We start from the raw sequence: 18,220 nt of genomic DNA on the forward strand, positions 1-18,220 counted from the left end.
CGCGTCCGGGTTGCGGACATCGAGGGGTCCAAAGCCTATCCGCCGATCCCCAGCTTTGCCTCCAGCGCCGCCATCACCCGCCGATCCTCGTCCGACCAGGCCGCGCGGCGCGACTTGAACAGCACCGCCTGCGAGCGGTGAACCGGCCCGCCCGACAGCACCTTGAGGTGATTGGCCCTCAGCGTCTCGCCGGTCGAGGTGATGTCGGCAATCGCCTCGGCGGTCTCGTTCTTCACCGCCCCCTCGGTCGCGCCCTGGCTGTCGACGAGCTGGTAATCCGCGACCCCGTGTTCGCGCAGCCAGTCGCGCACCAGCCGGTGATACTTGGTCGCGATGCGCAGCCGAAAGCCGTGACGACGCCGGAACTCGGCGGCGATGGCATCGAGATCATCAAGCGTGGTGCAGTCGACCCAGGCGCGCGGCACCGCGATGATCAGGTCGGCATGGCCAAACCCCATCTTGTCCAGCTCCACCACCTTCTGCTGCCAGTTCCCCAGCTTTTCGCGCACCAGGTCCGAGCCGGTGACGCCCAGGTGAATGCGCCCGGCGGCCAGTTCACGCGGGATTTCGCCCGCCGACAGCAGCACCAGTTCCAGCCCCTCGATCCCGAGGGCGGCACCGGCATATTCGCGCTCCGACCCGGTCCGCGCGAGCGTCACGCCGCGCGCGCCGAACCAGTCGAAGGTCTTTTCCATCAGCCGGCCCTTGGATGGCACACCCAGCTTCACCGTCATGCCCCTGCCTCCTCGGCCAGACGCAGCAAAAGCTCGGGCCGGATCACGCCGCCGACCGCCGGTATCTCGCGCCCCTGCCCCAGCACCCGCGTCAGCGCGTCATAGCGCCCGCCGGTCGCCACCGGCGGCAGATCGGGGCGTCCCTCGGCGTAAAAACCGAACACGAAACCGTCGTAATACTCCATCGAGGTGCGCCCATAGGCACCCTCGAAGGCCAGCGTGTCGATATCCACCCCCGCCGCCGCCAGCGCCTCGGCCCGCGCCGCAAACCGGTCCACCGCCGGGCCGATGGCCGGCATGTCGACGGCCAGATCGCGCAGATGCTCGGTCACGTTGGTCATGCTCTCGCTCAGACCCATGAGGTCATCGAGCAGCCCGACCTCCTGGTCCGGGATCGGCGCGGCTTGCATGTCCTCGCGCAGCCAGTCGATCCGCGCGGCGATCTCGGCCTCGCTGCGCAGCCCCACCAGCGGCGCGTCGCAGGCCATCGGGTCGGGTTTGGCCAGCAGGTCCGCGCGCCCCTCGGGCATCGGCGTGCGCCCGGAAAACCGGTCGAGCAGGGTGCGAAACCGGCGCGGCCGCCACAGGTGCCGGAGCAGCGCGGCCTTGCGCCGCTCGGTCGTGGTCAGCCCGGCAATCGCGGCATGAAGCAGCCCCAGGTCGCCGGTCGCCACGCTCAGCCCGTAGGGCGCGAGCACCCGGTGAAACAGCGCAAACACCTCGGCATCGGCCCCCGCCAGCCGCGCCCGGTCAAAAAGCTCATAGCCCACCTGGAAATACTCGGGCGCACGCTCGCTTTCATCCTCCTGCTTGCGAAACACCTCGCCCGCATAGGTATAGCGCGCCGGGTCCGCCCCGTTCGCCATGTGCATCCCGACAATCGGCACGGTAAAGTCGGGCCGCAGCATCGCCTCGCCCATCGCCGGGTCGCTGGTGACATAGGCGCGCGCGCGGATGTCCTCGCCGTAAAGGTCGAGCAGCACCTCCGCCGGTTGCAGGATCGGCGTCTCGACCGGCTGCGCGCCCTCCGCCTCGAAAATCGCCATCAGCCGCGCGGCCTCGGCCCGGATCGCGGCCTTGTCAGCCATCGTCGCCGCCATGCGCCGCGATGATCTTCGCCACTTCCTTTACCAGGTCGCCCCGCGCCACTTCGACTTGCGAGGGGCGTTCCTTCCATTCCTCCAAGGTCGCACTCTCGGCGATCTGCGCGCCCAGGATCAGGTCTTTCACCTGCACCACGCCGCGCGCCTTCTCGTCCGCGCCCTCGATCACCGCCACGGGCGAGCCGCGTTTGTCGGCGTATTTCAACTGGTTGCCGAAGTTCTTGGGGTTGCCGAGATAGACCTCGGCGCGGATACCGGCGGCGCGCAACTCGCCCGCCATCGCCTGGTAATCCGCCATCCGGTCGCGGTCCATCACCGTCACCACCACCGGCCCGCGCGCCTCGACCCCGGCCCGGCCCTTGGCACGAAGCGCGGCCAGCAGCCGGTCGACGCCGATGGAAATCCCGGTCGCCGGCACCGCCTGCCCGGTGAACCGCTTGACCAGATCGTCATAACGCCCGCCTCCCGCAACGCTGCCGAACTGGCGCGGGCGGCCCTTGTCGTCGAGGATCTCGAAGGTCAGTTCCGCCTCGAACACCGGCCCGGTGTAGTAACCAAGGCCGCGCACGACGCTGGGGTCGATGACGATGCGGTCGGGTCCGTAGCCCTGGGCTTCGAGCAGGCCAGAGATCTGTTCGAGTTCTTCAACACCCTCTGCACCAACGCTGGAGTTCTCGACGACCTCTGACAGATACTTCAACATCATTCGGTTACGAGTTGCGAACGCCTCAGTCGAAACACTCAGCTTCTTTGCAACTACGGGGTCACGAGCATCCCGTGCATCTTGGATGTGCGATTTGACGCCTTTGGGCAGGTCTTTCGCTAACTCCAATCCGGCCACAAGGCGGCGATCCACTTCATCGCCTGCCATCAAGAATGCGATCACCGGCCCGGCCTGTTCATCCGACAACCCGACCCCGTCGATATAGGCCCCCGACGCATCCAGTCGCCCCTTGCCCAGCAATTCGCGCACCCCCGCCTCGCCGACCTTGTCGAACTTGTCGATGGTGCGCAGCACGGCGGCGCGGGTGTCGTCCTCTGCGATGCCCGCGACCTCCAGAACCCCGTTCAGCACCTTGCGGTTGTTCACCCGGATCAGGTAGTCGCCGCGCTCGATCCCCACCGCCTCCAGCGTGTCGGCCAGCATCGCGCAGATCTCGGCATCCGCGGCCATGCTCGCCGACCCCACGGTGTCGGCATCACACTGATAAAACTGGCGAAACCGCCCCGGACCGGGCTTCTCATTGCGCCAGACCGGCCCCATCGCATAGCGCCGGTAGGGCGTCGGCAGGTCGTTGCGGTGCTGGGCATAGACCCGCGCCAGCGGCGCCGTCAGGTCATAGCGCAGCGCCAGCCACGTTTCGTCATCGGCCTCCTGCCAGGCAAACACGCCCTCGTTCGGACGATCCACATCGGGCAGGTATTTGCCCAACGCCTCGACCGTCTCCACCGCAGCACTTTCCAGCGCATCGAAGCCATAGCGGTGATAGACCTGCGCGATCCGGTCGAGCATCGCCTTGCGCTCGTCCACATCGGCCCCGAAATAGTCGCGAAACCCCTTGGGCGTCTCGGCCTTGGGCCGGGGCTGTTTCTTGTCCTTGGCCATGATGCGTCCCGTCGTTGCCTCGGGCGCGGTTTATCCCGGCGCGCGCCACGGGGCAAGGCAGAGCGGTTGCCCCTCGCCCCCGCGCCGCCGCAGGGCTATGATCCGCGGCAAAGGAGCCGACAATGGACGACCGTATCACCGCGCTGGAAGAACAGATCGCCCACCTGATCCGCGCGGTCGAAGACCTCTCGGACGTGGTCGCCCGCCAGGACCGCGAGATCGACCGGTTTGGCAAACGCCTGCACCTGCTGATCGAGCGCAGCCTCGAACGCGACACCGAGGCCGAGATCGTGCTGACCGACCAACGCCCGCCGCACTGGTGAGGCCGGGCCGGGGGACGCTGTCCCCCGGACCCCCTGAGGTATTTCGGCCAGAAAGAAAAGCAGATGGTTCAGCGTTTGTTAACTTGGTCGCTACTAAAGTCACGGCACGGTACAGGCTGAGGAGCCGATGACCGTCCAGGAAGAAGTCGGCCCGCACAGCACCTTGACTGTGCGGGTCGCGTTCTTTCTGTCGATTTCTTTCTGGTGCAAATACCTCGGGGGTCTGGGGGCAGCGCCCCCAGGGCCTGCGTGGCCCGAACGCACATGACACCTGCGCGCCCGCAGGGCGCTCCGCTCGGCTCACACCTCGTCGACGTTCACCACGCCGGGCAGCGATTTCAGCGCGCTCTTGACCTGCGGGTTCAAGGGAAAGCTGTCGCCCAGGCTGATGTCGATCTCAAAGGGCAGGTCCGGGTTCGTCAGGCACAGCGACACCTCGCCCGGCCGCGCCGAAGCCGCGCCACCCTGGGTCATCTCACCCGCCCGGGCCAGCATGTCATGCACGTTCGCCACCGCGTCCTCGCGCTCCACGAAGACCCTGAGCGCCATGCCGCCGGCCTGCGCGACCACGTCGTCGACCGGCACCACCGAGCGGCCGATCGGGTCGAACTGGCCGTCGTTGAACCGCGCCTCGAGCGTCATCACCACCGACAGGGTGCGCTCGAACACCAGCCGGCAGGCGTCGAAATCCTTGGCGAACAACGCCATGCCCGCGACCTGCCCGGTCGGGTCGGCGATGTTCATGCGGAAAAACCGGTTGCCCCGGCCCGACTTGCGCTCCTGCAGCGCCGACACCACCACGCCGACCTTGCCGACCGCCGCGCCCGCCTGTTCGGCCCTCTCGCGCAATTCTTCCAGCGTCATCGCCCCCTTGCGCCTGAGCGCCGGCAGGTAGTCGTCGAGCGGATGGCCCGACAGGTAGAACCCGATCGCCTTGTGCTCTTCGGCCAGCCGCTCGTTGGGCAGCCAGTCGGCCACCGGCGCGAGGCGCGGCTCGGGCAGGTCGTCACCCGCCTCGCCGAACAGCGACACCTGGGCCGAGGCGCGCTGCTCGTGGATCGCGGCGGAATAGTTCACCAGCGCGTCGAGCGCGTCGAACACCCGCCGCCGGTTCGGGTCGAGCACGTCGAACGCCCCGGCGCGCGCCAGCATTTCCATCGGGCGCTTGCCGATCCGCTTGAGGTCCACCCGCCGGGCGAAATCAAACAGCGTCACGAACGGCTTGTCGGGGCTGTCCGCGTCGTCCGGGTCCGCCCGGCGCCCCTCGACGATCAGCTTCATCGCCTCGGTGCCGACGTTCTTGAGCGCCCCCAGCCCATAGACCAACCGGCCCCCGGCCACGCTGAACGCCGCCTGCGAGCGGTTCACGCAGGGCGGCACGATCTCGATATCCAGCCCGCGCCGCACCTCCTCGGCATAGATCGCAAGCTTGTCGGTCAGGTGGATGTCGCAATTCATCACCCCGGCCATGAACTCGACCGGGTGGTTGGCCTTGAGCCAGGCGGTCTGGTAACTGACCACCGCATAGGCCGCAGCGTGCGACTTGTTGAAGCCGTAGTTGGCGAATTTCTCCAGAAGGTCGAACACCTCCGACGCCTTGGCCTTGTCCACGCCATTGGCCTCGGCACCGGCGATGAACTTGGGCCGCTCCTTGGCCATCTCGGCGGCGATCTTCTTGCCCATCGCCCGGCGCAACAGGTCGGCGCCGCCCAGTGAATAGCCCGCCATCTCCTGCGCGATCTGCATCACCTGTTCCTGGTAGACGATGATGCCCTGGGTTTCCTCGAGGATGTGGTCGATCAGCGGATGGATCGATTCAAGATCGCGCAGCCCGTTCTTGACCTCGCAATAGGTCGGGATGTTCTCCATCGGGCCGGGGCGATACAGCGCCACCAGCGCCACGATGTCCTCGATGCAGGTCGGGCGCATCCGCCTGAGCGCATCCATCATGCCCGAGCTTTCCACCTGGAACACCGCCACCGTGCGCGCACTGGCATAGAGCTTGTAGGTGGCCTCGTCATCCAGCGGGATCGCGCCGATCTGGTTCTCCGCCCCCTCGGCGGGCTCATAGAGCCTGCGGCCATCCGCCCCGACATGCAGATCGCGGCCCGAGGCGTGGATCAGGTCGATGGCGTTCTGGATCACCGTCAGCGTCTTCAGCCCGAGAAAGTCGAACTTGACCAGCCCCGCCTGCTCCACCCACTTCATGTTGAACTGGGTCGCCGGCATGTCCGAGCGCGGGTCCTGGTAGAGCGGCACCAGCTCGTCCAGCGGCCGGTCCCCGATCACCACCCCGGCGGCATGGGTCGAGGCGTTGCGCAGCAACCCCTCAAGCTGCTGGGCATAGTCCAGAAGTCGCGCCACCACCTCCTCGCGCCGGGCCTCCTCATTGAGGCGCGGCTCGTCGGTGCGGGCCTTTTCGATCGACACGGGCTTCACGCCCTCGACCGGGATGAGCTTGGACAGCCGGTCCACCTGCCCATAGGGCATCTGCAAGACCCGCCCCACGTCGCGCACCGCCGCCTTGGACAGAAGCGCGCCGAAGGTGATGATCTGCGCCACCTTCTCGCGCCCATACAACTCCTGGACGTAGTGGATCACCTCCTCGCGCCGGTCCATGCAGAAGTCGATGTCGAAGTCCGGCATCGACACCCGCTCGGGGTTCAGGAAACGCTCGAACAGCAGGCTGTAGCGCAAGGGATCGAGGTCGGTGATGGTCAGCGCATAGGCCACCAGCGAGCCCGCGCCCGAGCCACGCCCCGGCCCCACCGGGATGTTGTGATCCTTGGCCCATTTGATGAAATCGGCCACGATCAGGAAATAACCCGGAAAGCCCATCTGCTCGATGATGCCCAGTTCGAAATCGAGCCGCGCCTCATACTCCGCCACCGGGGCGGCATGCGGGATCACCTCGAGCCGCGCGGCCAGCCCCGCCTTGGCCTGACGGCGCAACTCCTCGACCTCGTCATCGGCGAATTTCGGCAGGATCGGGTCGCGTTTCTCGACCTTGAAGGCGCAGCGCCGGGCGATCTCGACGGTGTTTTCCAGCGCTTCCGGCAGGTCCGCGAACAGCGCCGCCATTTCCTGCGGCGACTTGAAGTAATGCTGCGGCGTCAGCCTGCGGCGCGGCTCCTGCTGGTCGACATAGGCGCCCTCGGCGATGCAGATCAGCGCATCATGCGCCTCGTAGAGTTTCGATTTCGGAAAATACACGTCATTGGTCGCAACGATCGGCAGGCCCATCGCATAGGCCATGTCCAGAAACGGCCGCTCGGTCATCGCCTCGGCCTCGGGCAGGTTGCCGCCCTCGCCCGGATGGCGCTGCAATTCGACATAGGTGCGGCCCGGATAGATCGCCGCGAATCGCTCCAGAAGCTCTTGCGCGCGCGGCGCCTGCCCGGCCCGGATCAGCCGCCCGACCGGCCCGGCAGAACCGCCCGTCAGGCAGATCAGCCCGGCACTATGCGCCGCAAGCTCATCCACCGTCACCTGCGGCAGCTCGCCACCGGCATCGAGATAGAGGCAGGAATTCAGCTTCAGCAGGTTGAGATACCCGGCCTCGTTCTGGGCCAGCAGAACCACCGGCGCGGGCGCGCGCGCGGCCTCGCCCGGGGCCCCCGGATCGAATGCGACCGAGACCTGACAGCCGATGATCGGCTGCACCCCTGCCGCCGCCGCACCCTCGGAAAACTCGAGCGCGCAGAACATGTTATCGGTGTCGGTCACGGCCACTGCCGGCATGTTCAGATCGGCGCACAGCCCCGGCAGCTTCTTGACCGGCACCGCGCCCTCAAGCAGCGAATACTCGGTGTGAACACGCAGGTGAATGAATCGCGGAAGGCTCGACATTGGGCCAGTCTAGGCCCGCGCGCCGGGCGTTGAAAGCGGCTTTGCCAGCCCGGCCCCGGTCCCGCCCGCCACGGCCCGACGCGGCTTGCACCCTGCGACATTTTGCGCATAGGGTTGGGAAAAACGGCCCCGCCCTTCTCCACCGCATCGAAGGGAGCCCCGGGGGACGATAGGGTAAAGCGGCAAGGACTTGCATGGATATCGCGTTTCTTCTGAACGGAGAGACTGTGTCTTTGCGCGATGTCGCCCCGACGACGACCGCGCTCGATTGGCTGCGCGACAGCGCGGGGCTGACCGGCACCAAGGAAGGCTGCAACGAAGGCGACTGCGGCGCCTGCACGGTGATGGTGACGGACACCACCGGCACCCGCGCGCTCAACGCCTGCATCCTGTTTCTGGCACAGCTCGACGGCAAATCCCTGACCACGGTCGAGGGTCTGTCATCGCGCGACGGCACCCTGCACCCGGTGCAGACCGCGATGATCGAACAGCACGGCTCGCAATGCGGCTTCTGCACGCCCGGCATCGTGGTGTCGCTGGCCGCGGGCCAGATCATGGGCGAGACCGACCATGACCGGCAGTTGTCGGGCAACCTGTGCCGCTGCACCGGCTATGCCCCCATCGTGCGCGCCGCCAAGGTCGCCGCGCGCCAGCCGGTGCCCGCGTGGCTGGACGGCATCCCCTCCGGGCCGGGCGTGTCGCCGGGGATGGGCTCGCGCGCCCTGCCGCGCACTGCCGATGCGCTGGCCCGCACCCTGATGGAACATCCCTGGGCCACGCTGGTGGCCGGCGCCACCGATGTCGGGCTTTGGGTCAACAAGGACATGCGCGACCTGGGCGAGGTGATCTTCGTCAGCCAGATCGAGGAAATGCGCCGGATCGAGACCGCGCCCTACATGATCCGCATCGGCGCCGCCGCCTCGGTCGAGGCGCTGAGGCTGGCGATGCAGGGCCCGCATCCGCAGTTCGCCGCCATGCTGGCCCGCTTCGCCTCGGCCCAGGTGCGCGCCGCGGCCACGGTCGGCGGCAACATCGCCAACGGCTCGCCGATCGGCGACACGCCGCCGCCGCTGATCGCGCTCGGCGCGACGCTTCTGCTCCGGCGCGGCGACGACCGGCGCGAATTGCCGCTTGAGGAGTTCTTTCTCGACTACGGCAAGCAGGACCGCCAGCCCGGCGAGTTCGTCGAGGCCATCACCCTGCCGCGCGAACCGGGCGGGCCGCCGGATCGGCTGAAGGTCTACAAACTGTCCAAAAGGTTCGATCAGGACATTTCCGCGGTGCTGGGCGCCTTCAATATCGCCGTTGAGGATGGAAAAGTGACATCCGCCCGGATCGCCTTCGGCGGCATGGCCGGCGTGCCCAAACGCGCAGGCGCGGTCGAGGCGGCGCTGGTCGGGCAGGACTGGAGCCGCGAGACGGTCGAGGCCGCGATGGCCAGGTTCGACGAGGATTTCACCCCGATGAGCGACATGCGCGCCAGCGCCGACTACCGGCGCGAGGCCGCCGCCAACATGCTGCTGCGCGCCTGGCTCGAGGATCAGGGCCAGGCCGTGTCGGTGCACGAGGTGCAGCCATGAGCGTCGGCAAACCCCTGGCCCACGACAGCGGCCCTTTGCACGTCACCGGCGCGGCGCGTTATGTCGACGACATCCCGGTGCCGGCGGGCACGCTGCACGTGGCCTTCGGCCTGTCGCATGAGGCGCGCGGCACCATCGCCGCGATGGACCTGAGCGAGGTGCGCAGCACCCCGGGCGTGGTCGCGGTCCTGACCGCCAACGATCTCGACCGCCCGGTCGACGTGTCGCCCTCGGCGCATGACGAACCGCTCCTGTCCACCGGCGAGGTGCATTATCACGGCCAGCCGATCTTTCTGGTCATCGCCACCAGCCACCGGATCGCCCGCGCCGCCGCGCGCCGCGCCAGGGTCGAGATCACCCCGCGCCCGGCGGTCCTGACCATCGACGACGCGCTCGAGGCCGGCACCTATTTCGAGGGCGGGCCGGTGGTCTGGACCCGCGGCGACATCAAGTCGGCGCTGGAGGCCGCGCCGCGCATCGTCGAGGGCCAGATCGAGATCGGCGGGCAGGAGCATTTCTACCTCGAAGGCCAGGTCGCGCTGGCCCTGCCGCAGGACGATGGCGGCATGGCCATCGCCGCGTCGACCCAGCACCCGACCGAGATCCAGCACAAGGTCGCCGACGCGCTCGGCCTGCCGATGAGTGCGGTGCGCGTCGAGACACGGCGCATGGGCGGCGGCTTCGGCGGCAAGGAAAGCCAGGGCAACGCGCTGGCGGTGGCCGCGGCCATCGCGGCGGCGCGCACCGGGCGGCCCTGCAAGATGCGCTATGACCGCGACGACGACATGGTGATCACCGGCAAGCGCCACGATTTCCGCATCCGCTATCGCGCCGGGGTCGACGAGGACGGCAAGCTGATCGGCGTCGAGTTCGAGCAGTTCGTGCGCGCCGGATGGTCGCTGGACCTGACGCCGCCGGTGGCGGACCGCGCCATGCTGCACGCCGACAACGCCTATTTCATCCCCAACATGCGCATCGTCAGCCTGCGCCTGCGCACCAACACCGCGTCGGCCACCGCCTTTCGCGGCTTTGGCGGGCCGCAGGGGGTTCTGGGCATCGAGCGGGTGATGGACCACATCGCGCATGAGTTGGGCATGGACCCGCTCAAGCTGCGGCTGGCCAATCTCTACGCCAAGTCGGGCAAAGACGAGACCCATTACGGCCAGCCGGTCAAGGGGTTCGAACTTGCCGACATCATCGGGTCACTGGCGGAGTCGTCGGACTATCACAAGCGCCGCGCGGCGGTGGCCGCCTTCAACGCCGAAAACGACGTGCTCAAGAAGGGCATCGCGCTGACCCCGGTCAAGTTCGGCATCAGCTTCACGCTCACCCACCTGAACCAGGCCGGCGCGCTGGTGCATGTCTACCAGGACGGCTCGATCCACCTCAATCACGGCGGCACCGAGATGGGCCAGGGCCTGAACCAGAAGGTCGCGCAGGTCGCCGCCGAGGGCTTCGGCGTGGGTCTGGGCAGGGTGCGCATCACCGCCACCGACACCGGCAAGGTGCCCAACACCTCGGCCACCGCGGCCTCGTCCGGGTCGGATCTGAACGGCATGGCGGTCAAGGCCGCCTGCGACGAGATCCGGGGGCGGATGGTTCGATTCCTGGCAGAAACCCACGGGTTGAAGCCGAAATCCATCCTGTTCAAGGATGGAAAAGTGCATCTTGGCAACCAGCGCCTGCGCTTTGTCGAGGCGGTTCAGGAATGCTATATGGGCCGCGTCAGCCTGTCGGCCACCGGCTTTTACAAAACCCCCGAGATCACCTGGGACCGGGTCGCCGGCAAGGGCCATCCGTTCTACTATTTCGCCAATGGTGCTGCGGTGACCGAGGTGGTGATCGACCGGCTGACCGGCGAATACCGCATCCTGCGCGCTGACATCCTGCACGATGTCGGCACCAGCCTGAACCCGGCCATCGACATCGGCCAGATCGAGGGCGGCTATGTCCAGGGTGCGGGCTGGCTGACCACCGAGGAACTGGTCTGGGACGACAAGGGGCGGCTGCGCACGCACGCGCCCTCGACCTACAAGATCCCCGCCTGTTCCGACCGCCCGGCGCAGTTCCACGTCGCCCTCTGGGGCCGCAAGAACCACGTGCCGACCATCTACCGCTCCAAGGCGGTGGGCGAGCCGCCGCTGATGCTGGGCATCTCGGCGTTCCTGGCGCTGTCGGACGCGGTGGCGGCCTGCGGCGAGGTCTATCCGGCGCTCGACGCGCCCGCCACGCCGGAACGGGTGATGATGGCCGCCAAGCGGGTGGCCGGATGAGCCTTGAGCGCGACACCCTTGCCCGCGCGGTGGCCGAACACGGCCCGGTGGCGCGGGTCGTGGTCGCGGATGTGCAGGGCTCGACCCCGCGCGAGGTGGGCGCGGCGATGCTGGTCTGGGCCGACGGGCAGCACGGCACCATCGGCGGCGGGGCGCTGGAATACGAGGCCGCGGCCAAGGCCCGCGCCCAACTGACCGAGGGCCGCGCGCACGCCTTGCACCGGGTGCCGCTGGGGCCGGGGCTGGGGCAATGCTGCGGCGGCGCGGTCACGCTGCTGACCGAGGTCTGGGACGAGGACGGCCCCGCCGCCCTGACCGGCCCGCTCTACGCCCGCCCCGTTCAGGGCGACAGGCCCGAACCGCTCGCCGTGGCACGCCTGCGCGCGCAGGCGCGAGCGTCGGGCGCGCGCCCGGCGGCCACCCTCACCGAAGGCTGGTTCATCGAGCCGATCAGCGCCGCCAAGACCCCGCTCTGGATCTGGGGCGCAGGCCATGTCGGGCGCGCGCTGGTCGCGGTCATGGCCCCCCTGCCCGACATCGCGATCACCTGGGTCGACACCGGGCCGGAGCGGTTTCCCGACGATATCCCCGAGGGCGTCACCGCCCTGCCCGCCCCCGAGATCGCCGCCGCCGTCCGCCTCGCGCCGACCGACGCGCATCACATCGTGATGACCTATTCGCACCCGCTCGACCTCGCACTTTGCGACGCGCTGCTGACCCACGGCTTTGCCGGCGCCGGGCTGATCGGGTCCGACACCAAGCGCGCGCGGTTTCGCTCGCGGCTGGACAAACTGGGCCACCGGGGCCAGGACATCGCCCGCATCGACTGCCCGATCGGCGACAAGAGCCTGGGAAAACACCCGCAGGCCATTGCGGTGGGGGTGGCGCGGGAACTACTGTCGAGGCTGGCGCAGACACGAGCCGGAAAGGCCGCGCCGGGGGATAACAGGGGGGACGGGAGAGATGACACAGGCGCTGTTGACGCTTGAGGGGCTGACCAAGGCCTATCCCGGGGTGGTCGCCAACAACGACATCTCGTTCGAAATCGGCCACGGCCAGGTGCACGCGCTGCTGGGCGAGAACGGCGCGGGCAAGTCGACGCTGGTGAAAACCATCTACGGGCTGGTGAAACCCGACGCCGGCCGGATGACCCTCGACGGCCGCCCCTATGCCCCCGCCAACCCGCGCATGGCCCGGGCCGAGGGCGTGGCGATGGTGTTCCAGCATTTCAGCCTGTTCGACGCGCTGGACGTGGCCGAGAACATCGCGCTCGGCATGGACAACCCGCCGGGGCGGCGGCAACTGGCCGCCCGGATCACCGAGGTCAGCGAGGCCTACGGCCTGCCGCTCGACCCGCACCGCATCGTCGGCGATTTGTCGGCGGGCGAACGCCAGCGGGTCGAGATCGTCCGCTGCCTGCTGCAGAACCCCAAGCTCCTGATCATGGACGAACCGACCAGCGTTTTGACCCCGCAGGAGGTCGACATCCTGTTCAAGACCCTGCGCAAGCTGGCCGCCGAGGGCACCGCGATCCTCTATATCTCGCACAAGCTCGAAGAGATCCGCAGCCTGTGCGAACACGCCACCGTGCTCAGGCTGGGCGAAGTCGTCGCCGATTGCGACCCGCGCCAGCAATCGGCCCGCGACCTGGCGGAACTGATGGTCGGCACCACGCTGCACACCCCCTCGCGCGAGGCCGGTGCGCCGGGCGAGGTGCTGCTGGAAGTCACCGGCCTCAGCCTGCCCGCCCCCACCGATTTCGGCACCGCCCTGCGCGACGTGGGCTTTTCGCTCTGCGCCGGCGAGGTGCTGGGCATCGGCGGCGTCGCCGGCAACGGCCAGGACGAATTGCTGGCGGCCCTGTCGGGCGAGCGTCTGGCGCCCGCCGGCACCATCCGCCTGCGCGGCAAGGACGTGGGGCGTCTGCCGCCCAACGCGCGCCGTGCGCTCGGCATCCTCGCCGCGCCCGAAGAACGCCTCGGCCATTCCGCCGCGCCGGAAATGAGCCTGACGGAAAACGCGCTCCTGACCGGCGCGGTGCGCGAAAAGCTGATCAGCAACGGCTTCATCTCCTGGCCCCGCTCGCGCAGCTTTGCCCAGCGCATCATCGAGGGCTTCGACGTGCGCACCCCCGGCCCCGAGGTCGCGGCAGGGGCGCTTTCCGGCGGAAACCTGCAGAAATTCGTGATCGGACGCGAGATCCTGCAAGCCCCCGACATCTTCGTGGTCAACCAGCCGACCTGGGGCGTCGACGCCTCGGCGGCGGCGGCGATCCGGCAGGCGATCCTTGATCTTTCGGCCAAGGGCGCGGGCGTGGTGGTGATCAGCCAGGACCTGGACGAATTGATGGAAATCTCCGACCGCTTCACCGCCCTGAACGAGGGCCGACTGGCCCCGATCCGCCCGGCCAAGGGGCTGACGACCGAGGAGATCGGCCTGATGATGGGCGGCGCGCATGACATGGAAGTGGCGCATGTCGAAACCCTCGCGGAGGTGGATGCATGAGCCTGATCCGGCTGGAAAAACGCCCCGCCCCCTCGGCCCTTCTGTCGGCGGCGACGCCGGTGCTGGCGGTGATCGCCACGATGATCGCGGGCGGGGTGATGTTCTGGGCGCTGGGCGCCAACCCGTTCGAGGCGATCCGCACGATCTTCTGGGACCCGCTCTTTGACCCGACCTTCGGCGCCTATTCGCGCCCGCAGCTCTTGGTCAAGGCAGGGCCGCTGATCCTGATCGCGACCGGGCTGGCGCTGGGCTTTCGCGCCGGTATCTGGAACATCGGGGCCGAGGGGCAATACATCATGGGCGCCATCGTCGGCGCGGGCGTGGGGCTTGCGCTCTATCCGACCGAGACACGCTGGCTGTTTCCCCTGATGGTGGCCGCCGGCGCAATTGGCGGCTGGGCCTGGGCGATGATCCCGGCGTTCCTGAAAACCCGCTTCGGCACCAACGAGATCCTGGTCAGCCTGATGCTGGTCTATGTCGCCGAGAACATCCTCGCCAGCGTGTCGTCGGGCCTGTTGCGCAACCCCGAGGGCCACGGCTTTCCCGGCTCGCGCAATCTGGCGCGCGATTTCCCGGCGGCCTCCAACCCGGAACTGATCGCGGGCACCGGCATGCACTGGGGCGTGGTCGCGGCCTTCGCGGCGGTGATCTTCGCCTATGTGCTGATGACCCGGCACCGCATGGGCTTTGCGATCCGGCTGGCGGGCGAGGCGCCGCGCGCGGCCCGCTTTGCCGGCGTCAACCCGGCCCGCCTCGTGCTGTTCTCGCTGGGCACCGCCGGGGCCTTCGCGGGCGCGGCGGGGTTTTTCGAGGTCTCCGGCCCCGCCGGGCAGATCTCGATCGACTTCAACTCGGGCTACGGTTTCACCGCGATCATCGTGGCCTTCCTCGGCCGCCTGCACCCGGTCGGCATCCTGCTGGCAGGGCTTCTGATGGCGCTGACCTATATCGGCGGCGAGCTGGCGCAACTGATGCTGACGATGCCCGCCGCCGCAATCCAGTTGTTCCAGGGGATGCTGCTGTTCTTCCTGCTGGCGATGGACGTGTTCGCGAACTACCGCCTGCGCTTCGGCACCCCGGAGGTGGCGTGATGGACCTCGGACAGATCAACCCGATCCTTCTGATCGCCTCGCTGATGGTCGCCTCGACTCCGATCCTGCTGGCCGCGCTGGGCGAGCTTGTGGTGGAAAAGGCGGGCGTCTTGAACCTGGGCGTCGAGGGCATGATGATCACCGGCGCGGTGGTGGGCTTTGCCATCGGCGTGAACACCGGCGCCCCGCTCATGGGCTTTGGCGCGGCGGCGCTGGCGGGGGCGGCGCTGTCGCTGCTGTTCGGCTTCATCACCCAGATCCTCAAGTCCAACCAGGTCGCCACCGGCCTGGCGCTGACGTTGTTCGGCATCGGCCTGTCGGCCCTGATCGGCAAGCCCTACGTCGGCATCAAGGCCCCCAGCTTTCCCAGGCTCGACATCCCGCTCCTGTCCGACATCCCGGTGCTCGGTCCGATCCTGTTTCGCCACGACCTCATGGTCTACGTGTCGCTGGCGCTGGTGGTGGCGGTCTGGCTGATCCTGGCGCGCACCCGTGCCGGGCTGATCCTGCGCGCGGTCGGCGAGAACCATGCCGCCGCGCATGCGCTGGGCTACAAGGTGGTGCGCGTGCGCCTGGCCGCGATCGCCTTCGGCGGCGCGCTGGCCGGGCTTGGCGGCGCCTATGTCAGCCTGGTGCGCGTGCCGCAATGGACCGAGGGCATGACCGCCGGGGCCGGCTGGATCGCGCTGGCCATCGTGGTCTTCGCAAGCTGGCGGCCGTGGCGGGTGCTGCTGGGCGCCTACCTCTTCGGCGGCGTCACCGTGCTGCAACTCAACCTTCAGGCCGCCGCGGCGCAGTTCCCGCTGGCGAGCCTGCCGATCATCGCGCTGCTGGTCCTGTTCTGGGATTCGATGTCGCAGCAGCGCAGGGGCCTGCCCCTGTCGACCCGGCGCAAGGTCGTCTACCTCGCGGTGGTGCTGGTGTGCCTCCCGGCCACGTTCCTGTGGTGGAACGTCTGGACCACCTTCAAGGTCGAGTTCCTTTCGATGTCGCCCTACCTTGTCACCATCCTCGTGCTGGTCCTAATCTCGGTGCGCGGCACCCACGGCGCACCGGCTTCGCTCGGGCGCGTGTTCCACGCCTCGACATGACCCAGGACGATACCCGATGACCCACCCCAACCAACAACGGAGAAAGACATGAACATCACCAGATCCCTTCTGGCCGGCGCCGCGCTCGCGCTCGGCCTCGCCGGAACGGCGGCGGCCGAAAGCCACGGCGGCCCGGTCAAGGCCGGCTTCATCTACGTCGGCCCGGTCGGCGACGGCGGCTGGACCTATGAACACGACCAGGCCCGCCTCAAGCTCGAAGAGCATTTCGGCGACGCGGTCGAGACCATCTACCAGGAAAGCGTGCCCGAAGGCGCCGACGCCGAGCGCGCCATCACCCAGATGGCGCTGTCGGGTGCCGACATCATCTTCACCACCTCGTTCGGCTTCATGGACGCCACCGTCGCGGTGGCCGAGAAGTTCCCCGACATCAAGTTCGAGCACGCCACCGGCTACAAGATGGCCGACAACCTGGCGGTCTATTCGGCCCGCTTCTACGAAGGCCGCGCGGTGCAGGGTCTCATCGCCGGGCACATGACCGAATCCAACATCGTCGGCTATATCGCCTCGTTCCCGGTGCCCGAGGTCATTCGCGGCATCAACTCGGCCTACCTGCACGCCAAGGAGGTCAACCCGGACGTTCAGTTCAAGATCATCTGGGCCTACACCTGGTTCGACCCGGCGAAAGAGGCCGACGCCGCCAAGGCGCTGATCGAACAGGGCGCCGACGTGATCCTGCAGCACACCGATTCGACCGCGCCGCAGGCCGCCGCCCAGGCCGCGGGCAACGTCATCACCTTCGGCCAGGCCTCGGACATGTATGAATACGCGCCGACGCCGCGGGTCTCGTCGATCATCGACAACTGGGCGCCCTACTACATCGAGCGCGTGCAGGCCGTGATGGACGGCACCTGGGAAAGCAGCAACACCTGGGACGGCATCGGCCCCGGCATGGTCGGGATCGGCGAGATCACCGATGCGGTGCCGGCCGACGTGAAGGCCGAAGCCGAGGCGCTGCGTGACGCGATCGCGGCGGGCGACTACCACCCGTTCACCGGCCCGATCAACAAGCAGGACGGATCGGCCTGGCTGGCCGAGGGCGAGATCGCCGATGACGCCACCCTCGCGGCGATGGATTTCTTCGTCGAAGGCATCACCGCCGAAATCCCGAACTGATCCGATCACCCGGCACGACCCTAGGCCCCGCCACCCCGGCGGGGCCTTTTTCATCGCCGCTCACGCCCGGCCAGCGTGCAACGTTCGGCTCGGGTCAGCATCACCCCGGACCAAGACGCGTAAACCTGCTATACTGGGCGTCACCCGAGTCGGGAGGGTGAGATGATACCAACATCATCGCTTGCCGGTTTCGCCTTCATCGCGATGTCGGCCCTCGCGACCCCCGCCCATCCCGGTGCCAACCTCGACTGCGACGCCTATGCCGCGGCAGCGGTCGCCCAGCAGGAGCGCAACATCGCGCTCGGCTGCGGCTATCGCGGCGGCGGCTGGAGCACGGACTTCGCCGGCCACCGCACCTGGTGCCTGCAGGACAACGTCCGCATGGCCGACCTGACCGAAGAGGATGGCGACCGCACCGGGGCGCTGGACATCTGTCTGGCCAAGGCCCGGGCCTGCGATGCCTACGCCGACCTGGCGCTGCAGCAAAGCCGCCTGAACGACGAGGCCGGCTGCGGCCAGACCGGCGGACGCTGGTCGCCGGACGTGGCCGGGCACCGCGCCTGGTGCATGACGGCCCCGCCCGAGGCCAGCAGCGCCGAAATGGACCTGCGGCGCAGCATACTGCAATCCTGCGCCGCCATATCCGGCGATGACGCCCAACTCGCCACCGTCGATATGCAGTCCGCCCTGCAAAAACAGCAGCAGACCCTGCAGATGCTGACCAACATCGCCAAGGCCATGAACGACAGCAAGATGAGCGTGATCCGGAAAATCGGCGACTGAAAGCCGCGGCCAAGGCCCGGGCACATAACCATGCCCCGGCTCACCGCCCCCCCCTGCGCCTTCATCTTGGTGCGAAATACTCCTGCCGGAGGCCCCCGAGGGCGCGCCCGCGCCCGAGACATCATGCGCGCCGCAGGCGCTCCATCTG

The 18,220-nt window shown here is 68.2% G+C and carries 13 protein-coding genes; 9 read left to right on the forward strand and 4 right to left on the reverse strand.

What is annotated here, in order from left to right:
• Positions 1–35: 35 nt before the first annotated feature.
• Genes hisG through hisS form a run of 3 tightly spaced genes read right to left on the reverse strand, consistent with a single transcriptional unit; the run spans position 36 to position 3,443 of the window.
• Positions 36–734: an ATP phosphoribosyltransferase gene (hisG, locus tag FVF75_RS02930; protein WP_148376241.1), complete on the reverse strand. Its 699-nt coding sequence runs from the start codon at positions 732–734 to the stop codon at positions 36–38.
• Positions 731–1,822, reverse strand: coding sequence for an ATP phosphoribosyltransferase regulatory subunit (locus tag FVF75_RS02935; RefSeq protein WP_148376242.1), 1,092 nt, complete (start codon positions 1,820–1,822; stop codon positions 731–733). The genes hisG and FVF75_RS02935 overlap by 4 nt, the downstream gene beginning before the upstream one ends.
• Positions 1,815–3,443, reverse strand: a complete 1,629-nt coding sequence (hisS, locus tag FVF75_RS02940) for a histidine--tRNA ligase (protein WP_148376243.1) — start codon at positions 3,441–3,443, stop codon at positions 1,815–1,817. Before hisS ends, FVF75_RS02935 begins: the two co-directional genes overlap by 8 nt.
• 122 nt (positions 3,444–3,565) lie before the next feature.
• Between hisS and FVF75_RS02945 the strand changes: the two genes are divergently transcribed.
• Complete coding sequence (locus FVF75_RS02945) at positions 3,566–3,766, forward strand: SlyX family protein (RefSeq protein ID WP_148376244.1); 201 nt, start codon at positions 3,566–3,568, stop codon at positions 3,764–3,766.
• Positions 3,767–4,066: 300 nt separating this feature from the next.
• Here the strand turns inward: FVF75_RS02945 and dnaE are convergent, their stop codons facing one another.
• On the reverse strand, positions 4,067–7,615 hold the full coding sequence (gene dnaE, locus FVF75_RS02950) for a DNA polymerase III subunit alpha (RefSeq protein WP_148376245.1): 3,549 nt from the start codon (positions 7,613–7,615) through the stop codon (positions 4,067–4,069).
• A 194-nt stretch (positions 7,616–7,809) separates the two neighbouring features.
• On the opposite strand from dnaE, the gene FVF75_RS02955 reads away from it, so the two are divergent.
• From FVF75_RS02955 to FVF75_RS02990, 8 genes are all read left to right on the forward strand, one after another.
• Complete coding sequence (locus tag FVF75_RS02955) at positions 7,810–9,195, forward strand: xanthine dehydrogenase small subunit (protein ID WP_148376246.1); 1,386 nt, start codon at positions 7,810–7,812, stop codon at positions 9,193–9,195.
• Positions 9,192–11,468: a xanthine dehydrogenase molybdopterin binding subunit gene (gene xdhB, locus FVF75_RS02960; RefSeq protein WP_148376247.1), complete on the forward strand. Its 2,277-nt coding sequence runs from the start codon at positions 9,192–9,194 to the stop codon at positions 11,466–11,468. Before FVF75_RS02955 ends, xdhB begins: the two co-directional genes overlap by 4 nt.
• Entirely contained in the window at positions 11,465–12,457 is a 993-nt protein-coding gene (gene xdhC, locus FVF75_RS02965; protein ID WP_148376248.1) for a xanthine dehydrogenase accessory protein XdhC, read from the forward strand. Before xdhB ends, xdhC begins: the two co-directional genes overlap by 4 nt.
• Entirely contained in the window at positions 12,432–13,973 is a 1,542-nt protein-coding gene (locus tag FVF75_RS02970) for an ABC transporter ATP-binding protein (RefSeq protein WP_148376249.1), read from the forward strand. The genes xdhC and FVF75_RS02970 overlap by 26 nt, the downstream gene beginning before the upstream one ends.
• Before the next feature lie 2 nt (positions 13,974–13,975).
• Positions 13,976–15,064, forward strand: a complete 1,089-nt coding sequence (locus FVF75_RS02975) for an ABC transporter permease (RefSeq protein WP_148376466.1) — start codon at positions 13,976–13,978, stop codon at positions 15,062–15,064.
• Positions 15,064–16,155 carry an ABC transporter permease gene (locus FVF75_RS02980; RefSeq protein WP_148376250.1) on the forward strand — a complete coding sequence of 364 codons (1,092 nt, stop codon included), beginning with the start codon at positions 15,064–15,066 and terminating at the stop codon, positions 16,153–16,155. The genes FVF75_RS02975 and FVF75_RS02980 overlap by 1 nt, the downstream gene beginning before the upstream one ends.
• A gap of 48 nt (positions 16,156–16,203) precedes the next feature.
• On the forward strand, positions 16,204–17,289 hold the full coding sequence (locus FVF75_RS02985) for a BMP family ABC transporter substrate-binding protein (protein ID WP_148376251.1): 1,086 nt from the start codon (positions 16,204–16,206) through the stop codon (positions 17,287–17,289).
• 162 nt (positions 17,290–17,451) lie between these two features.
• On the forward strand, positions 17,452–18,072 hold the full coding sequence (locus FVF75_RS02990; protein ID WP_148376252.1) for a hypothetical protein: 621 nt from the start codon (positions 17,452–17,454) through the stop codon (positions 18,070–18,072).
• Positions 18,073–18,220 lie beyond the last annotated feature (148 nt).

It is taken from the genome of Maritimibacter fusiformis (assembly GCF_008086115.1).
Lineage (GTDB): Bacteria > Pseudomonadota > Alphaproteobacteria > Rhodobacterales > Rhodobacteraceae > Muriiphilus > Muriiphilus fusiformis.